Raw genomic sequence first — 17,847 nt, 5'->3', positions numbered from 1 at the left:
AGAATTGTGACTATGGCTGAATCAGACTTGGCTTTATATCGTCAACTTCCTGCTATTGATAAATTATTGCAGCTCGATGAAGTGCAGATATTGGTTGAACAATCAGGGGCTCATTGGGTCACTGCATGTTTACGTGAGATGCAAGAGCAAGCTCGAACCTGTATTGCACAGGCAGGGAAATTACCTGCTTGGCAAGAAGATTGGGTAAAAGAGTTAGCTCAACGCCATCAAGCTTTAGGGCAAAGCGCGCTAAAAAACGTGTTTAACTTGACCGGTACGGTGCTACATACCAATTTAGGTCGTGCGGTAATGTCAACCACAGCGGTAAATGCAGTTAGCCAAGTGATGAGTTCGCCTGTCACATTAGAATATTCTCTAGATGGTGCGATGCGTGGGCACCGTGACCGTGCGATTGCTGATTTGCTGTGTGAGCTCACTGGCGCCGAAGATGCCTGTATTGTTAATAATAATGCGGCAGCCGTTTTATTATTGCTAGCAACGGTTGCAAATGGTCGACAAGTTATTGTTTCTCGTGGTGAATTAGTTGAGATTGGTGGGGCTTTCCGTGTGCCTGACGTGATGGCGCAGGCTGGCTGCCAATTAGTTGAAGTGGGGACAACGAATCGGACTCACTTACGTGACTATGAGAATGCGATTAATGATCAAACTGCACTATTAATGAAAGTGCATACCAGCAATTACAGCATTGAAGGATTTACGGCTGAAGTTGAAGGTGAAGAACTCGCAGAGTTAGGTCGAAAGTACCAATTACCTACAGCAATTGATTTAGGTAGTGGCTCGATGATTGATATGACGGCTTATGGACTACCCGCAGAACCGATGCCACAAAATTACCTTTCTCAAGGAATTGATTTAGTTTCAATTTCTGGAGATAAACTTCTTGGTGGCCCACAAGCAGGGATCATTTTAGGGAAGAAAAAATGGATTGATGCAATTCAAAAACATCCATTAAAACGTGCTTTACGGGTTGATAAAATGGTTTTAGCTGCGCTTGAAGCGACACTAAAGCTGTATCTAACTCCCGAGAAACTCACAACAGATTTACCCACATTGCGTTGGTTGACCCGAGACCCGGAGACGATCCGTGGTAGTGCAGAAAGCATTGTTGTTGCTCTACAAGCCTTTTACGGTGATAAATTTATTGTTGAAGTGGAGCCTTGCCTCTCACAAATAGGGAGCGGCTCACTTCCCATCGACCGGCTTCCTAGCTTTGCGGTAACATTTACACCGCTAAATGGAAAAGGTAGCACATTAGAGCAACTCGCTACGCAGTGGCGCCAGTTACCTCAACCTGTGATTGGGCGTATGAAAGAAGGTAAATTGTGGCTTGACCTGCGCTGTCTTGATGATGAACACGCATTATTACAGGCCTTACTTTCATGATTTTTGCGACAGCTGGCCATGTTGACCATGGTAAAACTTCTTTAATTCAAGCCATTACTGGCGTAAATACCGCGCACCTTCCTGAGGAAAAAAAGCGCGGTATGACCATTGACCTAGGGTATGCCTACTGGCCACAGCCAGATGGAAGCTCTATTGGTTTTATCGACGTTCCAGGACACGAAAAGTTTTTAGCCAATATGTTGGCTGGGATTGGTGGCATAAACCATGCACTTTTGGTTGTTGCCTGTGATGATGGAATAATGGCGCAAACCCTTGAACACCTTTCTATTTTAAGGCTAGCGGGTTGTGAAAATGTCAGTGTCATATTGACGAAGGCGGACAGAGTCGATCATCTGCGAATTGAACAAGTGATTGAGGAAGTCACCTCAGAGCTGTCTCAGCAAGGTTGGCCTGACGCAAAATTATTTATTACTTCTATCGAAGATGGCCGTGGTATTGATGCGCTGCGGTTATACCTACAACAGCTTCATCAGCAAAGTGGTTCACATCCCAATATCCAACGTCGTTTTCGTTTAGCCATTGACCGCGTGTTTTTGGTAAAAGGCGCAGGGGTTGTGGTGACTGGCACCGCGTTAGCGGGAAAAATTCAGGTTGGCGAGTCACTTTGGGTGACTGGAGCGGATAAGCAAGTTCGTGTCAGAGGTATTCATCGGCAAAACCAAATATCTGAATTCGCTGTTGCAGGTGATCGCGTAGCCTTAAACTTGGCGGGCGACATTGATAAAGAAAATATTACCCGAGGTGATTGGTTACTTGCAGAGCAACCTGCGTTTATTGCAACACGGGTTATTGTCGAATTGGAATGCGATACATTAATTAAGCACTGGCAGCCTGTGCATCTCTATCATGGTGCAAGTCATATCACTGGGCGAGTGTCATTATTAGTGGAGCAAGGGGAAACCCCCGTGCTTGCTGAGTTAATTTTAGATACCCCATTATGGTTAGTAGAGAATGACCGGTTAATCATCCGTGATATTAGTGCTCGGCAAACGTTAGGTGGGGCTCGCGTGATACGTTTGGTTTCCCCACGCCGAGGTAAAAGGCTCCCAGAGTTTTTGGATTGGTTATCTAGGCTTTGCCGAGAACAAGACGAACTGGCTCACTTTAAGTTACAGCTTCCCCAAGGTGAACTTAATTTACGGGATTACAGTTGGGCGCGGCAACTCACCCATGATGCATTAGATAATTTATTGGCACAAATGGATGTGGCGCGTGTGGGCAACTATGTTTTATCCATATTTAAAGCGCAAATAGCGAAAGACCGTATCGTTCAAGCACTTGAACAATTTAATGAAATACACAGTGACCAAATCGGTGTGGGCAAAGCACGTTTGAAACGTATGGCTTTGCCTTCAATGAGTGAGGCGTTAACATTTAAATTCATTAATGACCTAATTGATGAAAACGTTATTAAGCAAACTCGAGGTTGGTTACATATGCCTCAACATGGGCTGGTATTTGATGCGCAACAGCAGTTAATTTGGCAGCAAATACACCCATTATTTTCACGTAATGAGGCGTGGTGGGTTCGTGATTTAGCATTAGAAAGTGGCCATGAAGAAGATACGATACGTCGAGTTCTAAAAAAGGCGGCGCAAATGGGATTAATTACAGCGATAGTTCGTGACCGCTATTATAGCCATGAGCAAATTAACTATTTTGCTTCACTGATTCATCGTTATTGCTTAGAAAATGAGGTCATTTTTGCCGCTGATTTTCGTAACGAACTAGGGATTGGCCGGAAACTCGCCATTCAAATTCTTGAGTTTTTTGATAAAAGCGGTTTTACTCGTCGTAAAGGCGATGGTCACCATTTACGAGACAAAGGTATTTTCGTTGAATAAATTGAGTGTTTGGATCCGTTATAGTAGTGCCTCATAGCAACCTCCAATATTAAACTTGTGGTAAAACTGATGAAGAAAACGTTATTTGCAGGCTTTTATCTGGCATTGATCTTTATTGGCTCCCTTTTCTTAGTTTTTGAAAAAGGCAGCGTAATGTATCCTGCACTCATATCGGTCAGTGTATATGCCGTTTTATTCGGTATTTTAATGGTGTTAACAGCTCGCTGGTTATTTTCTGCGGTGATCACCAGTACATTATTTATCACCATAAAATTCCTGAATCAGTTAAAAGTTCATTATTACAAAGAACAACTCTTCTTTAGTGATATCAACATCATGACGGACACTTCCAATATGGGGACTTTAGGCCACTATTGGTTAGCGGGTGTCGCCTTGGTTGGGTTGCTTATATTATTAGTCATTAATGGGGTTATTAGCTGGCGGTTGCTCAAACCGAGTCAATCAAAAATTACTCGCGTCATTGGTGTTGTTCTTATTGTTGCAGGTTACTTCGGTATTAACTTAACAAGCTCACATTATTATGACAGATGGTCTCAGACGTTGCCAAAAGGCCGTGGGACAGTGACCAATATTATTATGTCGGCACAGAATGCGAGTTATCAATCCCCTGAGTTTGCAGGTTCAGCCGATTATTTTGTGGAAAAAGCAGCGGCAGTTTCCTTAGAAAATAATGCGGTATCAGAAAAACCAGACATCGTTTTATTATTGCAAGAATCTACCGTTGACCCACATGTTTATGATTTACCTGAAGGAACCAAGCTTCCTGATTTATTCATGTTCCAGCAAGATAGTGGCGTGAGTGCGCATAGTCAGATGCGGGTGCAAACTTTTGGCGGTGGGACTTGGTTATCTGAATTCTCAGCGCTAACTGGTTTAAATAGCGATGATTTCGGTGCGCAAAAAAGTGGTGTATTTTATTTTATCGTTGACCACCTTAAAAATAGCCTATTCAAAGAAATGAAGGCTAATGGCTATTATACAGTGGTACTTACCCCCTTTAATAAAGGTGCTTACCACTCAGGCCATGCTTATGAAACGCTTGGGGTTGATCGAATTATTCAACCACAAGAACTCGGCTATCCAGGTAAACTACAAGATAACTTATGGACGATCAGCACCGATGACATGCTGAAATACGTGAAAGAAATCTTATCTAAAGAAACAGATAAACCCGTATTTATTTTCTCTCTTACAATGTATGAGCATGGCCCTTACAAAGAGAGTCACAGTGATGACTATGGCATAAAAGACAAAATTAAAAACCCCGATGCTGCAGGCGAATTTAGCCATTATATGGACAAAATCGTAACCTCAGATACATCAATACGTGATTTTGCTGAATTTATTGAAAAACGTGAGCGCCCGTTGATGTTTTTATACTTTGGTGACCATCAGCCAGGCATTAGTTTAAATCAGTATAATTCTTCATTTTCATCACCTGCTTATCTAACACAATTTACTTTGCGAGATAATTTGAAATCAGGGGCTGCGATAAAAACGGGCCAGTTAACGGATATTTCCTTCTTAGGCGGAATTTTATTAGAAAGGGCAAATCTAAAAATCTCCCCATTTTATGAGGCCAACATCAAAATGCGTCACTTATGTGACGGTAAGTTGAATGATTGTGAAGATCAAAAGCTACTTGATAGCTACCGTAACTATGTTTATGGAACTTTAGACGCAGCCAATGCGAATAAAGGTGATATTCAATAGAATGTTATTATCAGCCGTAGGTATTTATGATATTTACGGCTGATCCCCTCTTTTTTGCTATTCCCTACCTTAAATCTTAATATTTTCTTAAAAACTATTATTTTTTTACGCTTTCTAGTTTTAATAATAAAACCATTCGTTGTTTTTTTTGTCTTAATTTTAGTTAATTTTTCTGTGAAATTAGGTGCTCATTTAGAGCTTTAGAATAGTTTAACGCTAGAAGACAATGAATATGAAATATTTGGTCACGGGAAGTGCAGGTTTTATTGGTTTTAAGCTTTGCCAACGTTTATTAGAGAATGGGCATGAGGTTGTCGGAATCGATAACTTAAATGCGTATTATGATCAGGGGCTTAAGCAATCCCGCTTACATTTACTGGAACAGTTTCCTTTATTTCGTTTTATTCATCTTGATCTTACTGATCGTGAAACTGTTCGGGTATTATGTACCCAAGAGCAATTTGACCGAGTCATTCACCTAGCGGCACAAGCGGGTGTCCGTTACTCATTGGAAAACCCATTTGCTTATGCAGATAGTAATTTAACTGGGCACTTAGCCATTCTAGAAGGCTGTCGCCAAGCAAAAGTAAAACATTTGGTCTACGCCTCTTCAAGTTCGGTGTACGGCGTAACTGATAAGACGCCATTTACCACTGACATGGCAACCGATCACCCGATTTCCCTCTATGCGGCGACAAAGAAAGCCAATGAATTAATGGCGCACTCCTATTCACATTTATACCAGCTACCGACCACAGGGCTGCGATTCTTTACGGTTTATGGCCCTTGGGGACGCCCAGATATGGCTTTATTTAAGTTTACGAAAGCTATTTTGGCGGGCGAGCCTATTGATGTCTATAATAACGGCAATCTCAGTCGTGATTTCACTTTTGTTGATGATATTGTCGAAGGTGTGATCCGTATTTCAGATATAATTCCACAAGCAAACCCGAATAATCATTCGGCATCACCGGCAGAAAGCAGCGCGCCATATCGAATCTATAATATTGGTAATGGGCAGCCCGTTAAGTTGATTGAATTTATTTCTGCATTGGAAAAGGCACTGGGTAAAGAAGCGATTAAAAACTTTTTACCGATGCAAGCGGGTGATGTGTACACCACTTGGGCAGATACGGAAGACTTGTTTAATGTGACAGGTTATCGCCCACAAGTTTCTATTGAACAGGGTGTTCAGGCATTTGTTGATTGGTACCGTTCTTATTATCATCAATAATATCAATAAGCTGTAACATCTTTAGCAGGATTTGAGAGGCAAGTTTGAAAATAGCAATCGCAGGAACCGGCTACGTTGGCCTATCTAACGCCATGTTGCTGTCACAACACCACGAAGTGGTTGCGGTGGACATCATCCCTGAAAAAGTGGCGATGTTAAATAACCATCAATCACCCATTGTTGATGCTGAAATTGAGCAGTTTTTAACGGAAAAGACCCTCAATTTTCGCGCAACAGAAGATAAAACTGAGGCCTATACAGGGGCTCAATATGTGATTGTGGCGACACCAACCGACTATGACCCAAAAACCAATTACTTTAATACTCAATCGGTTGAGTCTGTTATTCATGATGTGAATACAATCAACCCTGAAGCGACGATTATCGTAAAATCCACTATCCCTGTGGGCTTTACTGCACGGTTACGTGAAGAATTTGGCTATACCAACGTAATTTTCTCTCCTGAGTTTTTACGTGAAGGCCGTGCCTTGTGGGATAACTTACATCCTTCCCGTATTGTGGTGGGAGAGCGTTCAGAGCGCGCGAAAATTTTTGCAGATTTGCTGCTGGAAGGTGCGATTAAAAAAGACGTTCCCGTGTTATTTACCGATGGCACCGAAGCCGAAGCGATAAAACTGTTTGCCAACACTTACTTAGCGATGCGTGTGGCGTACTTTAATGAGCTCGACACCTATGCAGAAAGCCGCGGTTTAAATGCACGCCAAATTATTGAAGGGGTCTCTTTAGACCCACGTATTGGCAGCCATTATAACAACCCCTCATTCGGTTACGGTGGTTATTGTTTACCGAAAGATACCAAACAGTTGCTGGCAAACTACGATGATGTGCCGAATAACTTGATTAACGCCATTGTGGAATCGAACCGTACCCGCAAAGACTTTATTTCCGATGCAATTATTGCTAAAGCACCGCGTAAAGTCGGTGTTTATCGCCTAGTGATGAAAGCAGGGTCAGACAACTTCCGCGCCTCTGCAGTGCAAGGCATCATGAAACGCATCAAGGCCAAAGGCATTGAAGTTGTCGTTTATGAACCCGTAATGAAAGAAACCGAATTTTTCCGTTCTAAAGTAGTCAATGACTTAGCGGAATTTAAAGATCAATGCGATATCATCTTAGCAAATAGAATGGTACCTGAGATCGAAGATGTAGCCGATAAAGTCTATACTCGCGATTTATTTGGTAACGATTAAAACGCGTTTATGGGGTAGGTTGGCATCGTGCTAACCTACCTCTGTATATTAAGACCTAATAACCTTATCTATTTTGTGCCATAGTGCACAAGTTACCTATTTTTAAACGCTACTCTGCAACAATCGCTAAGAAATGTTGTTTGCCATTTGCTAGCATCCGTCAATTGATTAAAAATTGGCTATTTTGTTATGCAGAAAATCATAAAAAAACAAAGAGACGGTTTTATCACCTTTCAAAAAGAAGGTGAGATAGATTTTTGGCAAATTGTTAATGATTATATTGATGGGAAGATCACGGGTAAGAATTTAAGTAGCGGAAATATCGATAGAAGCGTTGCTCGCATTCAAGTTAATGGGCAAAATTTTATTATTAAATGTGAGAAAGAACGTGATAAGCGTTTTGAAAAACGGTTGATGCGTATTATTTCAGGCCCTTTTTATTCACAGTTATTAATGCGGTTAGTCTCTGCTCAAAATAAAGGCTGTGTGGTAACCAATGACATCTATTTCGTTGCTGAAAAAATGGTCGGTCGTGAGTCAGTAGAAACATGGATTATTGCTGAGTATGTAGAAGGAACTGTTTTATCTGAAATTGATGATATCAAGCCTTACTATACAGAGATGAAAGCCATTATAAACCAATTACATAGATATGGTTTATCTTCTAATGATATCCATGCAGGGAATTTTGTTATAACCAATGAAGGGCTTAAGGTTATTGATTTATCAGACTATGGTAATTTTGCTATTTGCAAAGCGAATGATTTAATTGCATTACAGCGTTTTTACGATATCGAACCCGATAGTAAAAATTTTGCTTATCGATTTATTCGTTTCAGAGATAACTTCCGTCATTGGTCAAGAAAAGTAAGAGGGAAGAAAACTCGGCTCTAGTGTGTTATGCCAAGTTTTCATTACAATAAAGTTATCGAAACAGCAAAAGCTATCGATCACAACAAAACTATTGATAAAGCGCATCTAAAAATTCAGGGATAAAACTGCCCGTCCCATGGCAACGCTGGGTTGCGGCTTCTCCGGCTTGTTTCATGATAGCGCAAGCCGCGGCAACATTCTGCAGCCTATCACCCGGTAGAGCGCAACATGCAGCAACCACTGCAGAAAGAGCACATCCTGTACCGACGACTCGAGTCATTAAAATATGGCCGCCAGTAACCGCGAAGGTGCGTGTTCCATCAGTGATGTAATCCACTTCCCCGCTTATCGCAACAATTGTCTCAGCTTGTCTCGCTAATAATTGTGCAGCGGGAAGGGCGTCATCAGTGGTGTTAAGGGAATCAACGCCTCTGCCGCCAGCACTGCTTCCTGCCAATGCCATAATTTCAGAGGCATTACCGCGAATAGCAGCAGGCTTGAGAGCCAGCAATTCATGGCAAAAATGGGTGCGAAAGCTGAGTGCACCTGCGGCAACAGGGTCAAGTACCCAAGGTTTTTTCGCCTGCTCCGCACTGTTAACGGCACATTTCATTGCATATCGGCGCTCAGTGGTTAATGTGCCGACATTAATTAGTAAGCCATGGGCGATAGCGGCAAACTGCTCCGCTTCTTCAGGTTCAATGACCATGGCTGGGGAGCAGCCGAGTGCTAACAGGACATTGGCAGTGAAGGTCTGAACAACGTCGTTTGTCATGCAATGAATCAGAGGGGATTGAGATGCAAGTTGCTGTAGTACCAGTGATTTCGTCGTGTTGCTGATGTGTTCAAATTCTAACATGATCCCCTCATTGATAGTGATAGAGTATAGATTCGTTGATTTATTCTACACTCTATCCGCTTTAATGAAAGAACGGCTTAATCTGCGAGGTATTTCTCCATGACCATTCCACCGGCTCCTTGAGCAACAATTTCGTATGAATCATTGGCGGGATAAATACGTGTCTTAATGTGAGGAAAAATAGAGAGTTTTTCCTCAATAGACTTTTTGGTCATCTCAAAAAAGTGATTTTTAGGGGTTAGGGTTCCACCGCACACCACCACATCTGCTTGAGTCGTTAAAATCGCATTAGCGATGGCAATACCATAATAATAGGCCGCTTCGCCAAGCGCTTCGAGACACAAGGCATCGTTCAATGTAAGTGCTTGGAAAATAGTATGGTAACTAATTTCAGACTCATTATTAACTAATTCATTGATTATTGAGCTTTTACCTAATCTCAGTTGCTGGATCACGCGTGACTTAATCGCAGACAGTGAACTATATTGCTTTAAACAGCCAAATGACCCACATTCGCAGCGTTGGCCATTTATATCAATTGTCGTATGGCCAAAGGCTTGAGCAGTACTAATGGGAGCCGGAGCGTATTGGTTGTTGATGATGGTACAACTGCGAATATCAGTATCACAGGTTGTGAATAAAAACCTTTGGCTATCAGAAGTATAGCGTAAACGATACTCAGCAAAAGCGGCAAAACTAATCCCGCTCCCGAGTAATACAAAGCAAGGGACTTTATTGGAAATATAGTCGTGAAGTTCTTTTATTCGTGAGTGATATTGATGATATGGCAGTTTATCACGTTCTAAAATATGGTCGATGGCGATTCCTATACCCAACAAACTTTTTACGTTAAGTCCATGTTCAGCTAATAAAACGTCTAATTTATTAAGCAGATGGTCCACCATGTTTTCTGCGGTTTCTAGGTGCTCATATTTCACTTTTACTATCCCTAAAATATCTAACTTTAGGTTTTGTAAAACAATCGTTGAGTATATATCACTCATTTCAATGCCAATCAGGTAACCATCCGCAGAATTAATGCTGTAGAGGATAGGTTTACGACCTCCTGTCGACTCCCCGAGTTCAGAGGTCGAAATTAAGTGGTTTTTACCCAGTTCATCAAGTAACCGAGCGCAAGTTGCAGGTTTCATGCTGGCAAGTGATGTCAGCATTTCTGCCCTAATGGGGCCGTGGTTTAAAATTAACCGGTAAAGAGTTTTTAGTTTTTGTGTTTTTGAATTTTTTGAGGTGCGAAATTCATTTAATAGTGTATGTAACAAGCGCCTCACTCCTTTTCATTCCGATTCTTGCGCTAAAGATTAGCAAATATACGCATAAGATTCTGCTTCTTGTGACACATCATAGCTAAAATCTTTTTCTTAAAATGAGATTAAGATCGCTGTTCTGTTTTTAAATTGCTTTATGATCGATTTTAACAATTTTTAGCCGATGTCAATTTGGAGACAACCATGCATCATACAAAAGATATTCTAGAAAGCTTGAGCTTTATTCAGTCTCGCACAGATATTAAACCAACAGTGGGTATTATTTTAGGCTCAGGACTAGGCCCGTTCGCGGATACATTAGAAAATGCCGTCCATATTCCTTATAGTGAAATTCCACATTTTGCCAAATCTGAAGCCGTAGGGCATGCCAATGAATTGGTGATCGGCACTATCGCAGGTAAAAATGTGGTTGCCATGAAAGGCCGTTTTCACTACTACGAAGGCTTTTCCCTTGACCAAGTCACTTTCCCTGTGCGTTTGATGAAAGCATTGGGTGTCGAAAAATTGATTATCACCAACGCCTGCGGTGCAGTAAATACTGACTTCAACCCGGGTGACCTGATGATTATTACCGATCATATTAATTTAACGGCAAATAATCCATTGATGGGGCCAAACAACCCTGAATTAGGTGTTCGTTTCTTAGATGTTAGTGAGGTGTATAACAAAGAATTACGCCAAACAATCAAAGATGTAGCGGCTGAACAAGGTGTCTCTGTTCGTGAAGGTGTTTATGCATGGTGGACTGGCCCAACGTATGAAACCCCTGCTGAAATTCGTATGATCAGAACCTTAGGTGCAGACGCTGTCGGTATGTCTACTGTGCCAGAAGCGCTAGTTGCCCACCATTCACAAATTAAAACCGTCGGTATTTCCTGTTTAACCAATATGGCTTGCGGTATTTTAGAGCAGCCACTTAGCCATGACGAAGTTATTGAAACAGCAGAAAAAGTTAAAGCGACTTTCTTGAAACTAGTGACTGGCGTGATTGCTCGTTTCTAGTTTTATAAGTTCTTTTTCTCAAAATAATATAAAGATGTCCATAACGCTAAAGTAAGGTGAATATTGAGATGAAATTTAAAGGTCTGATTTTAGTTTCTTTAGGCGCTTGTAGTTATGGCATTCTTTCAACGCTTGTGGTGTTGGCTTATCGTGCAGGGTATTCCTTGAATGATGTCATCGGTAGCCAGACAGTATTAGGTGCGATTTTACTGTGGTTTTTTGTTGTTACGGGTGCATTGGTAAAAAAAGCGCGCCTAGTATGGCCAACACGCAGGCAAGGCCTATTAATGTTACTCGCTGGGACGACAACAGGGTTAACCGGGCTTTTGTATTATGCATCATTGCAGTATTTGTCTCCGGCACTTGGTGTTGTCTTATTTTTGCAATTTACATGGATGGGGGTTGCAATTAACGCATTTATTAGTCGCCAAATACCCCCCGTGATGACCATGGTATCTGTTGTGGTGATATTAATCGGAACAGTATTAGCGACAGGTTTGTTAAATAGTTCCGGGATCGTATTTCACTGGCTTGGTGTGTTATTAGGATTATGTGCAGCGTTATCAAATGCTATTCGTGTTTATGTCAGTGGTGCATTAGCGGTTAAAACAGATCCTATGATGCGTTCTGCAATCATGGTAACAGGAGGCGCAATTTTGACATCAATTGTCGTTCCGCCAACATTCTTACTGAGTGCATCAACGTTTCAATCTCTATTTTTCTCATATGGATTACCTCTGGCTTTCTTTGGTTCTTTCTTTGGCATGTGGATGTTTGCTAAAGGAACCCCGCTAATCGGTACCAGTTTAGCGACCATTGTTAGCTCAATGCAGCTGCCCGTCACGATTTTATTATCCGTGACAGTATTGCAGTTACCCCTTGAATTAATTCAGTTTGTTGGTGTTGCTGTCATCCTCATGGGTGTTGCCATTGCTGAGTTGAAAATAAAAACAAATAAATATAACTCCAAACGGAGCTTTGTATGAACATTAAATCCCGCTTGAAAATCATGCTTTTCCTGCAATATTTTGTTTGGGGAAGTTGGTTAGTCACACTCGGTTCCTACATGATGAAAACATTGAGCTTTTCAGGTGCAGAAGTCGGTATGGTGTATAGCTCAAAGGGTATTGCTGCCATTCTAATGCCCGGGCTTATCGGAATCATTGCAGATAAATATATTCCAGCAAATCGTTTATATATGATTTGCCATTTAATTGGGGCTGCTGCATTGTTTTATGCCGCAACAGTCACGAGTTCAACCGTTATGTTCTGGGTGATGTTAATTAATGCAATGGCCTTTATGCCAACGATTGCGCTTTCAAATAGCATCAGCTACTCATCATTAAGCCAATATCAGCTCGACTCAGTGAGTAACTTCCCACCTATCCGGGTATTTGGTACGGTTGGCTTTATTGTTGCAATGTGGAGTATTAGCTTATTGAAATTTGAGCTAAGTAGTATGCAACTTTATATTGCAGGTGGTAGCTCATTACTTTTAGCGCTTTATTCATTAACTTTGCCAAAAATTGATGTGAATAAAAAAGCAATTTCAAGTAGTTGGATCAGTAAGCTCGGTTTAGACGCTTTAGTGTTATTCAAAAAGCCCATTATGGCAGTGTTTTTCTTATTCGCTATGTTACTTGGCGCGGTTTTACAAATTACCAATACGTTTGGTAACCCATTCTTGCATGACTTCGGTCTGAACCCGTTATACCAAGATAGCTTGGTGGTTCAGTATCCATCGATACTGTTATCGATTTCTCAGATGGCAGAAGTGTGTTTTATCTTAGCAATTCCATTTTTCTTGAAACGCTATGGCATTAAAACTGTCATGTTATTAAGCATGTTCGCATGGACACTACGATTTGGCTTCTTTGCATTTGGTGACCCGTCTGCCATCGGGCTGATGTTCTTGATCATGTCGATGATTGTTTATGGCTGCGCATTTGATTTCTTTAATATTTCAGGTTCCATCTTTATTGAAAGAGAAGTGGATACGCGTATGCGCGCGAGTGCCCAGGGCTTATTTATGACGATGGTTAACGGTGTTGGTGCCTATTTCGGGGCGATACTTAGTGGGTTGGTTGTCGACTATTATACGGTGGATGGTATTAAAGATTGGCAAATGATTTGGTTAGTTTTTGCTTCTTATACCGTAGTCTTAGCAATAATTTTCCAATTTACGTTCCATTATCACCACGATAAAGACGCAGCATTGAAAGAAGCCAAATCTAGCTAAGATAAGTCGTTAGAAATAACATTCAATTTAAGGGAAAACCATCAATTTGGTTTTCTCTTTTTTTGGGTTTCAACGCTAAACATAATTACGTTTGCCGCGCAAAATATGCTCAGTTAGCGTTTCTTCCGCAAGGGTAAATTCTTTTGCTTTGAGTTGTTCAATTAATTGCTGATGTTGGCGTGTAGACTCATAATAATATTCATTGCGATAAATAGGGTCAGGCTGAAAATAGACTCGCTGGCGAATATTATCCGCTAAATCTAAGAAAACCGAGTTATCCAGTAATTCCAAGAAGAAACGGTGGAATCGTTCATCTTCTTTTATCCAACCTTGATAGTCATTTCCTTTCAATAATTCATCTTGCCGTTCAATAATAGCCTTTAAGATAGAAAAATGTTCATCAGTTAAATATTCACGAACTAATTTAATTGCATGGGACTCAATTGCTAAGCGTAAATCATAATTATCTCTGGTCTCTTTTAACGATAGTTTCTGAATAAAAACACCTTTACGAGGGATAATTTTGACTAAGCCTTCATTCTGTAATTGATATAAGGCTTCGCGAATTGGAGTACGACTCATACCGAGTTCCTCAACTAAGCTATTTTCAGAGGTATAACTTTCCTCTCCAAATTGCTTACTGAGAATTTTATGTTTAATTGCAGTATAGGCTTGTTGGCTTAGTGGTTTATCTTTCATCAGGATCTTGTGTTAACAATAGAAATTTTAGTGAGTATAGAAAGGAATAGATTGGTATACAAGTAATACACTAGTTTTATATTATTTAGGATGTTGTTAAATTTTGGTGGGTAATTGAACTTAACTTGTTGAATAAACCGGCATCCTTGCCAGTTTCTAGACTAATACAACTCAGGACGCCGGTTTTGCATACAAGGTAATTTCTCTCGTGTCTCTGCGGTATGCTGTGTTGATATTTCAGCAAAAAATAGTGTCTCATCGTAGCCAGCAGATGCGATAGTTACGCCAAGTGCATCACAAACAAGGCTGCGACCAATAAAAATATTACCCGTTTGGTCGCATGCGCAAACAGGGATCGTGTTCTCCAAAGCGCGTGCTTTAACTAATGTTTGGTAATGCTCTTCTTTTAGTGGCCCGCTTACCCATGCTGTGGGAACGAGTATAAGGTCAGCGCCAGCTAAGGTTAGTTTTCGAGCAACTTCAGGGAAACGCAGTTCATAACAGACTAAAACGCCAATTTTGCCAAATTCAGTTTCCACAGGTTTTAATTCATTATTACTTTGAATGATATTAAGGGATTCCTGATATGAAAAGGCATCGTATAGGTGGGTTTTTTGGTAGTGATAGATAAGCTCACCTTGGCGGTTCAACATAATTGTCGTGTTGAATGCTCTTTTCGGCTCATTCGGGGCACTTTCATAAATTCCACAAGTCACATAAATACCGCATTGTTGGGCAGTTTTTGCCAACTGAGAGACAAAAGGGCCATCAACAGCTTCTGCGACATCAGCATAGCTAATACCACTATCCGCTGGAACAAAAGCCATAAACATTTCCGGCAATAGGACGAGGTTGGCACCACCTTGAGCGGCTTTTTGTATAGCTTCGCATGCTTTTTTTAAATTTTGAGCTTTATCTGGACTACTGGCTAGCTGAGCAATTGCAATCTTCATAGAGTCTCCTTATTCAAAAAATTTCGCAGCACCTGAAATTGCCGCTAATGTTTCACCAGCATCAATGCGCTTTTTAACATCAATTTCAGCATGTTGAGCATTAAGGGCTCGTTGGCGATACTCTTGCAGAGTCACTTCATCAGCGACTAAAATGCCATCGCCATCTGCAATGATTAAATTACCAGGATGGATCGTTACGCCGTCTATACTAATCGGCACATTAATTGCGCCTTCAATACCTAAAATTCGCGTTGTTAACGGACTCACTTTACGTGCATAAATAGGAACGCCAATCTCACGTAATGCTTTGATGTCGGTGACACAACCATCAATAACCGCGCCGGCAATTTTCTTTGCCCGTGCCATATAAGAAACCATCTCGCCCCAACAAGCGCGATCATAATCCCCTGACATATCGATACAGACAACGTCGCCTTCTTGCACGATGTCGAACACCTTATGTACAGCAGATGAGTCCATATGTGGAATACGTACTGTTACAGCATTACCAATAAATTGGCATTGTTCAATTTGTGGGCGTAATGTTTTGAGAAAACCGAAGTCAGTCATATGTCCGATAGTTGACGGGCAAACATCACGGCAACTTTCGATAATTTCAGGGCTAAAACAGGCAACACGAGGATTTAATGTAAACATAGGGACACCTTTATTTATTGAATATAATGTGCTTTGGGTGAAAATTAGTCAGGGTTAACAGCAGCTGCTAAAGGTTTATCTGGCTGAATAAAAAACCAGCAAATAATCGCTAAACTGATAGGTATCACATTGAAAAGTAAAGCGACGGTCCAACCAAAATGCTGTGCAAGCCAGCCACATAGAATGGGGGAAATAACACCACCGAGATTGCCCCATAAATTCATCCATCCACTGACAGAGCCTGCATATTGGCGGCCCTTATCCGCAGCGATTGCCCAAGAGGTCACAACTGGCAATCCTAGAGAACCGAGTGCGAGGGTGAGCCATGCAACACTTGCAATGGCACTTTCAGTTTGAGCCGCACCGCAAATACCCACGATAAATAGAATAAAACCGGTAATGGCGATATATCCCCTCGCGACTAACTGTGAGTATCCTTTGTTGAGTAACCAATCAGAAATTGAACCTGCAGTGAGTACTGCGATACAAATTGCTAACCAAGGAAAGCTGGCAGCAATACCCATTTCGGTTAATGAGAAGCCACGAGCCTCTTGTAAGTAGGTGGGGAGCCAAATCATAAATAAGGTGGTCATATAGGCGACAAAAAAGTATTGGAAACCAACCGCCCAGAACGGACGTTCTTTCATAAATTTTCGCCAAGGGGCTTTAACATCAGCACCGCCTTGCTCACTAATTGTTCGGCCTCCTTGGATAAACGCAATTTCACTTTGAGAAATTTTAGGATGTTGTTCAGGTTTATTTCTGGCAAAGAAATACCAAACCATACCGATAAGAATACCAATCACACCGAAGATATAGAAAACGGCATGCCACCCGAATGAAATCATAATAAATACGGTAAGGGTAGGGGCAATCACAGGCCCAAAATAGGAACCAGCAAGTAAGAAACTAGCTGCCCGTGCCTTTTCATTTTGGCGAAACCACCATGTATTAAAGACGGCATTTGCAGGGTAGAGCGGCGCTTCTCCAACACCAAATAGGAAGCGTACGATGCATAACCAAATATAGGTAGGGGCAACGACCGTTAATATTGTGAATGCGGACCAAATGTAAAGGCTAATAGTTGCGATAAGCCTGCTACCAAACCGTTCTGCAAGTATGCCGCTTGGAATTTGGGCAAGCGCATAGCCAAGTGAAAATAGCGCACCCAAAAAGCCAAATTGAACTTTGCTCATTCCTAAATCGGTCATCATATGTTCGGCAACAATGGAAATATTTGCGCGGTCCATATATGCAATCAAACCGATAATAAAAAATATTGCTGCTAATCCCCAACGTAAACGCCCTGGTGAGTCTTTTGTTGCTGGTGTTACAACAGAATCATTATGTGACATAGAGTTACCTTTTTATTGGTTTGTCGAGGTAATCAACCTTATTGTATTTATATTGAATTCAACTTGTATACAAGATAGATGTTAATAAGCAGTTATTGTGGTGTCAAAGATCTGTTTTGTTATCTGTGATTGAACTCAAAACATTTGATTGATTTATGAGCGAGATCTTATTTTTGGAAAAAACAGGGAGGAAATTAAATTTACGATTAAAAATCAAGTTTTTATGTGATTTTTGTAGGGGTTGATTTAATCGATATTATTCATTATTTGGAAAAGTATAATTAATACTGTGGCAGTAGTTCATTTTTCTCCTAATACTGCTTGGATAAAAAAATTTTAATATCTTTGAAGGGTTATTGTGGAATATAAGCCCAAAGTTCATGAAAATTGGTACCTATTTCGAGTTAGTTTGAAGATCTTTTCAAAGAGAAAAGCCAAACGATCAATAAGATTACTTCATCGGTTGGCTTCTTTAT

The 17,847-nt window shown here is 41.0% G+C and carries 15 protein-coding genes; 9 read left to right on the top strand and 6 right to left on the bottom strand.

Annotated elements, in window-relative coordinates:
• Positions 1-12 precede the first annotated feature (12 nt).
• From selA to G6Q48_RS14265, 6 genes are all read left to right on the top strand, one after another.
• Positions 13-1,404, top strand: a complete 1,392-nt coding sequence (gene selA / locus G6Q48_RS14290) for an L-seryl-tRNA(Sec) selenium transferase (RefSeq protein WP_102140029.1) — start codon at positions 13-15, stop codon at positions 1,402-1,404.
• Positions 1,401-3,269 carry a selenocysteine-specific translation elongation factor gene (selB, locus tag G6Q48_RS14285; protein ID WP_166267164.1) on the top strand — a complete coding sequence of 623 codons (1,869 nt, stop codon included), beginning with the start codon at positions 1,401-1,403 and terminating at the stop codon, positions 3,267-3,269. Before selA ends, selB begins: the two co-directional genes overlap by 4 nt.
• Positions 3,270-3,338: 69 nt before the next feature.
• On the top strand, positions 3,339-5,003 hold the full coding sequence (locus G6Q48_RS14280) for an LTA synthase family protein (RefSeq protein ID WP_166267162.1): 1,665 nt from the start codon (positions 3,339-3,341) through the stop codon (positions 5,001-5,003).
• A 232-nt stretch (positions 5,004-5,235) separates the two neighbouring features.
• Complete coding sequence (locus G6Q48_RS14275; RefSeq protein ID WP_102140576.1) at positions 5,236-6,237, top strand: NAD-dependent epimerase; 1,002 nt, start codon at positions 5,236-5,238, stop codon at positions 6,235-6,237.
• A 44-nt stretch (positions 6,238-6,281) separates the two neighbouring features.
• On the top strand, positions 6,282-7,448 hold the full coding sequence (locus tag G6Q48_RS14270; RefSeq protein ID WP_166267160.1) for a nucleotide sugar dehydrogenase: 1,167 nt from the start codon (positions 6,282-6,284) through the stop codon (positions 7,446-7,448).
• A gap of 189 nt (positions 7,449-7,637) precedes the next feature.
• On the top strand, positions 7,638-8,342 hold the full coding sequence (locus G6Q48_RS14265) for a lipopolysaccharide core heptose(II) kinase RfaY (protein WP_102140572.1): 705 nt from the start codon (positions 7,638-7,640) through the stop codon (positions 8,340-8,342).
• A 67-nt stretch (positions 8,343-8,409) separates the two neighbouring features.
• Here G6Q48_RS14265 and thiM read toward each other — a convergent pair whose 3' ends face one another.
• Both thiM and G6Q48_RS14255 read right to left on the bottom strand, forming a co-directional pair.
• Positions 8,410-9,180: a hydroxyethylthiazole kinase gene (gene thiM, locus G6Q48_RS14260; RefSeq protein WP_166267158.1), complete on the bottom strand. Its 771-nt coding sequence runs from the start codon at positions 9,178-9,180 to the stop codon at positions 8,410-8,412.
• Positions 9,181-9,257: 77 nt separating this feature from the next.
• The gene (locus tag G6Q48_RS14255; protein ID WP_242685816.1) at positions 9,258-10,352 is read right to left on the bottom strand and encodes an ROK family protein; all 1,095 of its coding nucleotides are present in this window, start codon (positions 10,350-10,352) and stop codon (positions 9,258-9,260) included.
• Positions 10,353-10,649: 297 nt separating this feature from the next.
• Between G6Q48_RS14255 and G6Q48_RS14250 the strand changes: the two genes are divergently transcribed.
• The 3 genes from G6Q48_RS14250 (at position 10,650) to G6Q48_RS14240 (ending at position 13,707) form a co-directional block, all read left to right on the top strand.
• Entirely contained in the window at positions 10,650-11,468 is an 819-nt protein-coding gene (locus tag G6Q48_RS14250) for a purine-nucleoside phosphorylase (RefSeq protein WP_125895067.1), read from the top strand.
• A gap of 68 nt (positions 11,469-11,536) precedes the next feature.
• Positions 11,537-12,454: an EamA family transporter gene (locus G6Q48_RS14245; protein ID WP_166267154.1), complete on the top strand. Its 918-nt coding sequence runs from the start codon at positions 11,537-11,539 to the stop codon at positions 12,452-12,454.
• Positions 12,451-13,707 carry a nucleoside permease gene (locus G6Q48_RS14240; RefSeq protein ID WP_102140567.1) on the top strand — a complete coding sequence of 419 codons (1,257 nt, stop codon included), beginning with the start codon at positions 12,451-12,453 and terminating at the stop codon, positions 13,705-13,707. Before G6Q48_RS14245 ends, G6Q48_RS14240 begins: the two co-directional genes overlap by 4 nt.
• Positions 13,708-13,782: 75 nt before the next feature.
• Here G6Q48_RS14240 and G6Q48_RS14235 read toward each other — a convergent pair whose 3' ends face one another.
• From G6Q48_RS14235 to G6Q48_RS14220, 4 genes are all read right to left on the bottom strand, one after another.
• Positions 13,783-14,406, bottom strand: coding sequence for a GntR family transcriptional regulator (locus tag G6Q48_RS14235; RefSeq protein ID WP_102140566.1), 624 nt, complete (start codon positions 14,404-14,406; stop codon positions 13,783-13,785).
• Positions 14,407-14,567: 161 nt separating this feature from the next.
• Complete coding sequence (locus tag G6Q48_RS14230) at positions 14,568-15,359, bottom strand: carbon-nitrogen hydrolase family protein (RefSeq protein ID WP_166267152.1); 792 nt, start codon at positions 15,357-15,359, stop codon at positions 14,568-14,570.
• Positions 15,360-15,368: 9 nt separating this feature from the next.
• Complete coding sequence (locus G6Q48_RS14225; RefSeq protein ID WP_102140564.1) at positions 15,369-16,016, bottom strand: RraA family protein; 648 nt, start codon at positions 16,014-16,016, stop codon at positions 15,369-15,371.
• Between the two features lie 44 nt (positions 16,017-16,060).
• Entirely contained in the window at positions 16,061-17,371 is a 1,311-nt protein-coding gene (locus G6Q48_RS14220; RefSeq protein WP_166267150.1) for an MFS transporter, read from the bottom strand.
• Positions 17,372-17,847 lie beyond the last annotated feature (476 nt).

It is taken from the genome of Providencia sp. M-27 (assembly GCF_011077905.1).
In the GTDB taxonomy this organism is placed as follows: Bacteria; Pseudomonadota; Gammaproteobacteria; order Enterobacterales; family Enterobacteriaceae; genus Providencia; species Providencia huaxiensis.
The sequence above is the reverse complement of the archived record's forward strand: the minus strand, read 5'-3'. Positions and strand labels throughout refer to the sequence as shown.

What these genes read in the sequence shown, in the direction of transcription:
- selB (WP_166267164.1), top strand. Translation starts at nt 1,401, where the DNA reads ATGATTTTTGCGACAGCTGGCCATGTTGACCATGGTAAAACTTCTTTA.
- G6Q48_RS14250 (WP_125895067.1), top strand. Translation starts at nt 10,650, where the DNA reads ATGCATCATACAAAAGATATTCTAGAAAGCTTGAGCTTTATTCAGTCT.
- thiM (WP_166267158.1), bottom strand. Translation starts at nt 9,180, where the DNA reads ATGTTAGAATTTGAACACATCAGCAACACGACGAAATCACTGGTACTA.
- G6Q48_RS14275 (WP_102140576.1), top strand. Translation starts at nt 5,236, where the DNA reads ATGAAATATTTGGTCACGGGAAGTGCAGGTTTTATTGGTTTTAAGCTT.
- G6Q48_RS14235 (WP_102140566.1), bottom strand. Translation starts at nt 14,406, where the DNA reads ATGAAAGATAAACCACTAAGCCAACAAGCCTATACTGCAATTAAACAT.
- G6Q48_RS14240 (WP_102140567.1), top strand. Translation starts at nt 12,451, where the DNA reads ATGAACATTAAATCCCGCTTGAAAATCATGCTTTTCCTGCAATATTTT.
- G6Q48_RS14265 (WP_102140572.1), top strand. Translation starts at nt 7,638, where the DNA reads ATGCAGAAAATCATAAAAAAACAAAGAGACGGTTTTATCACCTTTCAA.
- G6Q48_RS14220 (WP_166267150.1), bottom strand. Translation starts at nt 17,371, where the DNA reads ATGTCACATAATGATTCTGTTGTAACACCAGCAACAAAAGACTCACCA.
- G6Q48_RS14230 (WP_166267152.1), bottom strand. Translation starts at nt 15,359, where the DNA reads ATGAAGATTGCAATTGCTCAGCTAGCCAGTAGTCCAGATAAAGCTCAA.
- G6Q48_RS14255 (WP_242685816.1), bottom strand. Translation starts at nt 10,352, where the DNA reads ATGCTGACATCACTTGCCAGCATGAAACCTGCAACTTGCGCTCGGTTA.
- selA (WP_102140029.1), top strand. Translation starts at nt 13, where the DNA reads ATGGCTGAATCAGACTTGGCTTTATATCGTCAACTTCCTGCTATTGAT.
- G6Q48_RS14245 (WP_166267154.1), top strand. Translation starts at nt 11,537, where the DNA reads ATGAAATTTAAAGGTCTGATTTTAGTTTCTTTAGGCGCTTGTAGTTAT.
- G6Q48_RS14280 (WP_166267162.1), top strand. Translation starts at nt 3,339, where the DNA reads ATGAAGAAAACGTTATTTGCAGGCTTTTATCTGGCATTGATCTTTATT.
- G6Q48_RS14225 (WP_102140564.1), bottom strand. Translation starts at nt 16,016, where the DNA reads ATGTTTACATTAAATCCTCGTGTTGCCTGTTTTAGCCCTGAAATTATC.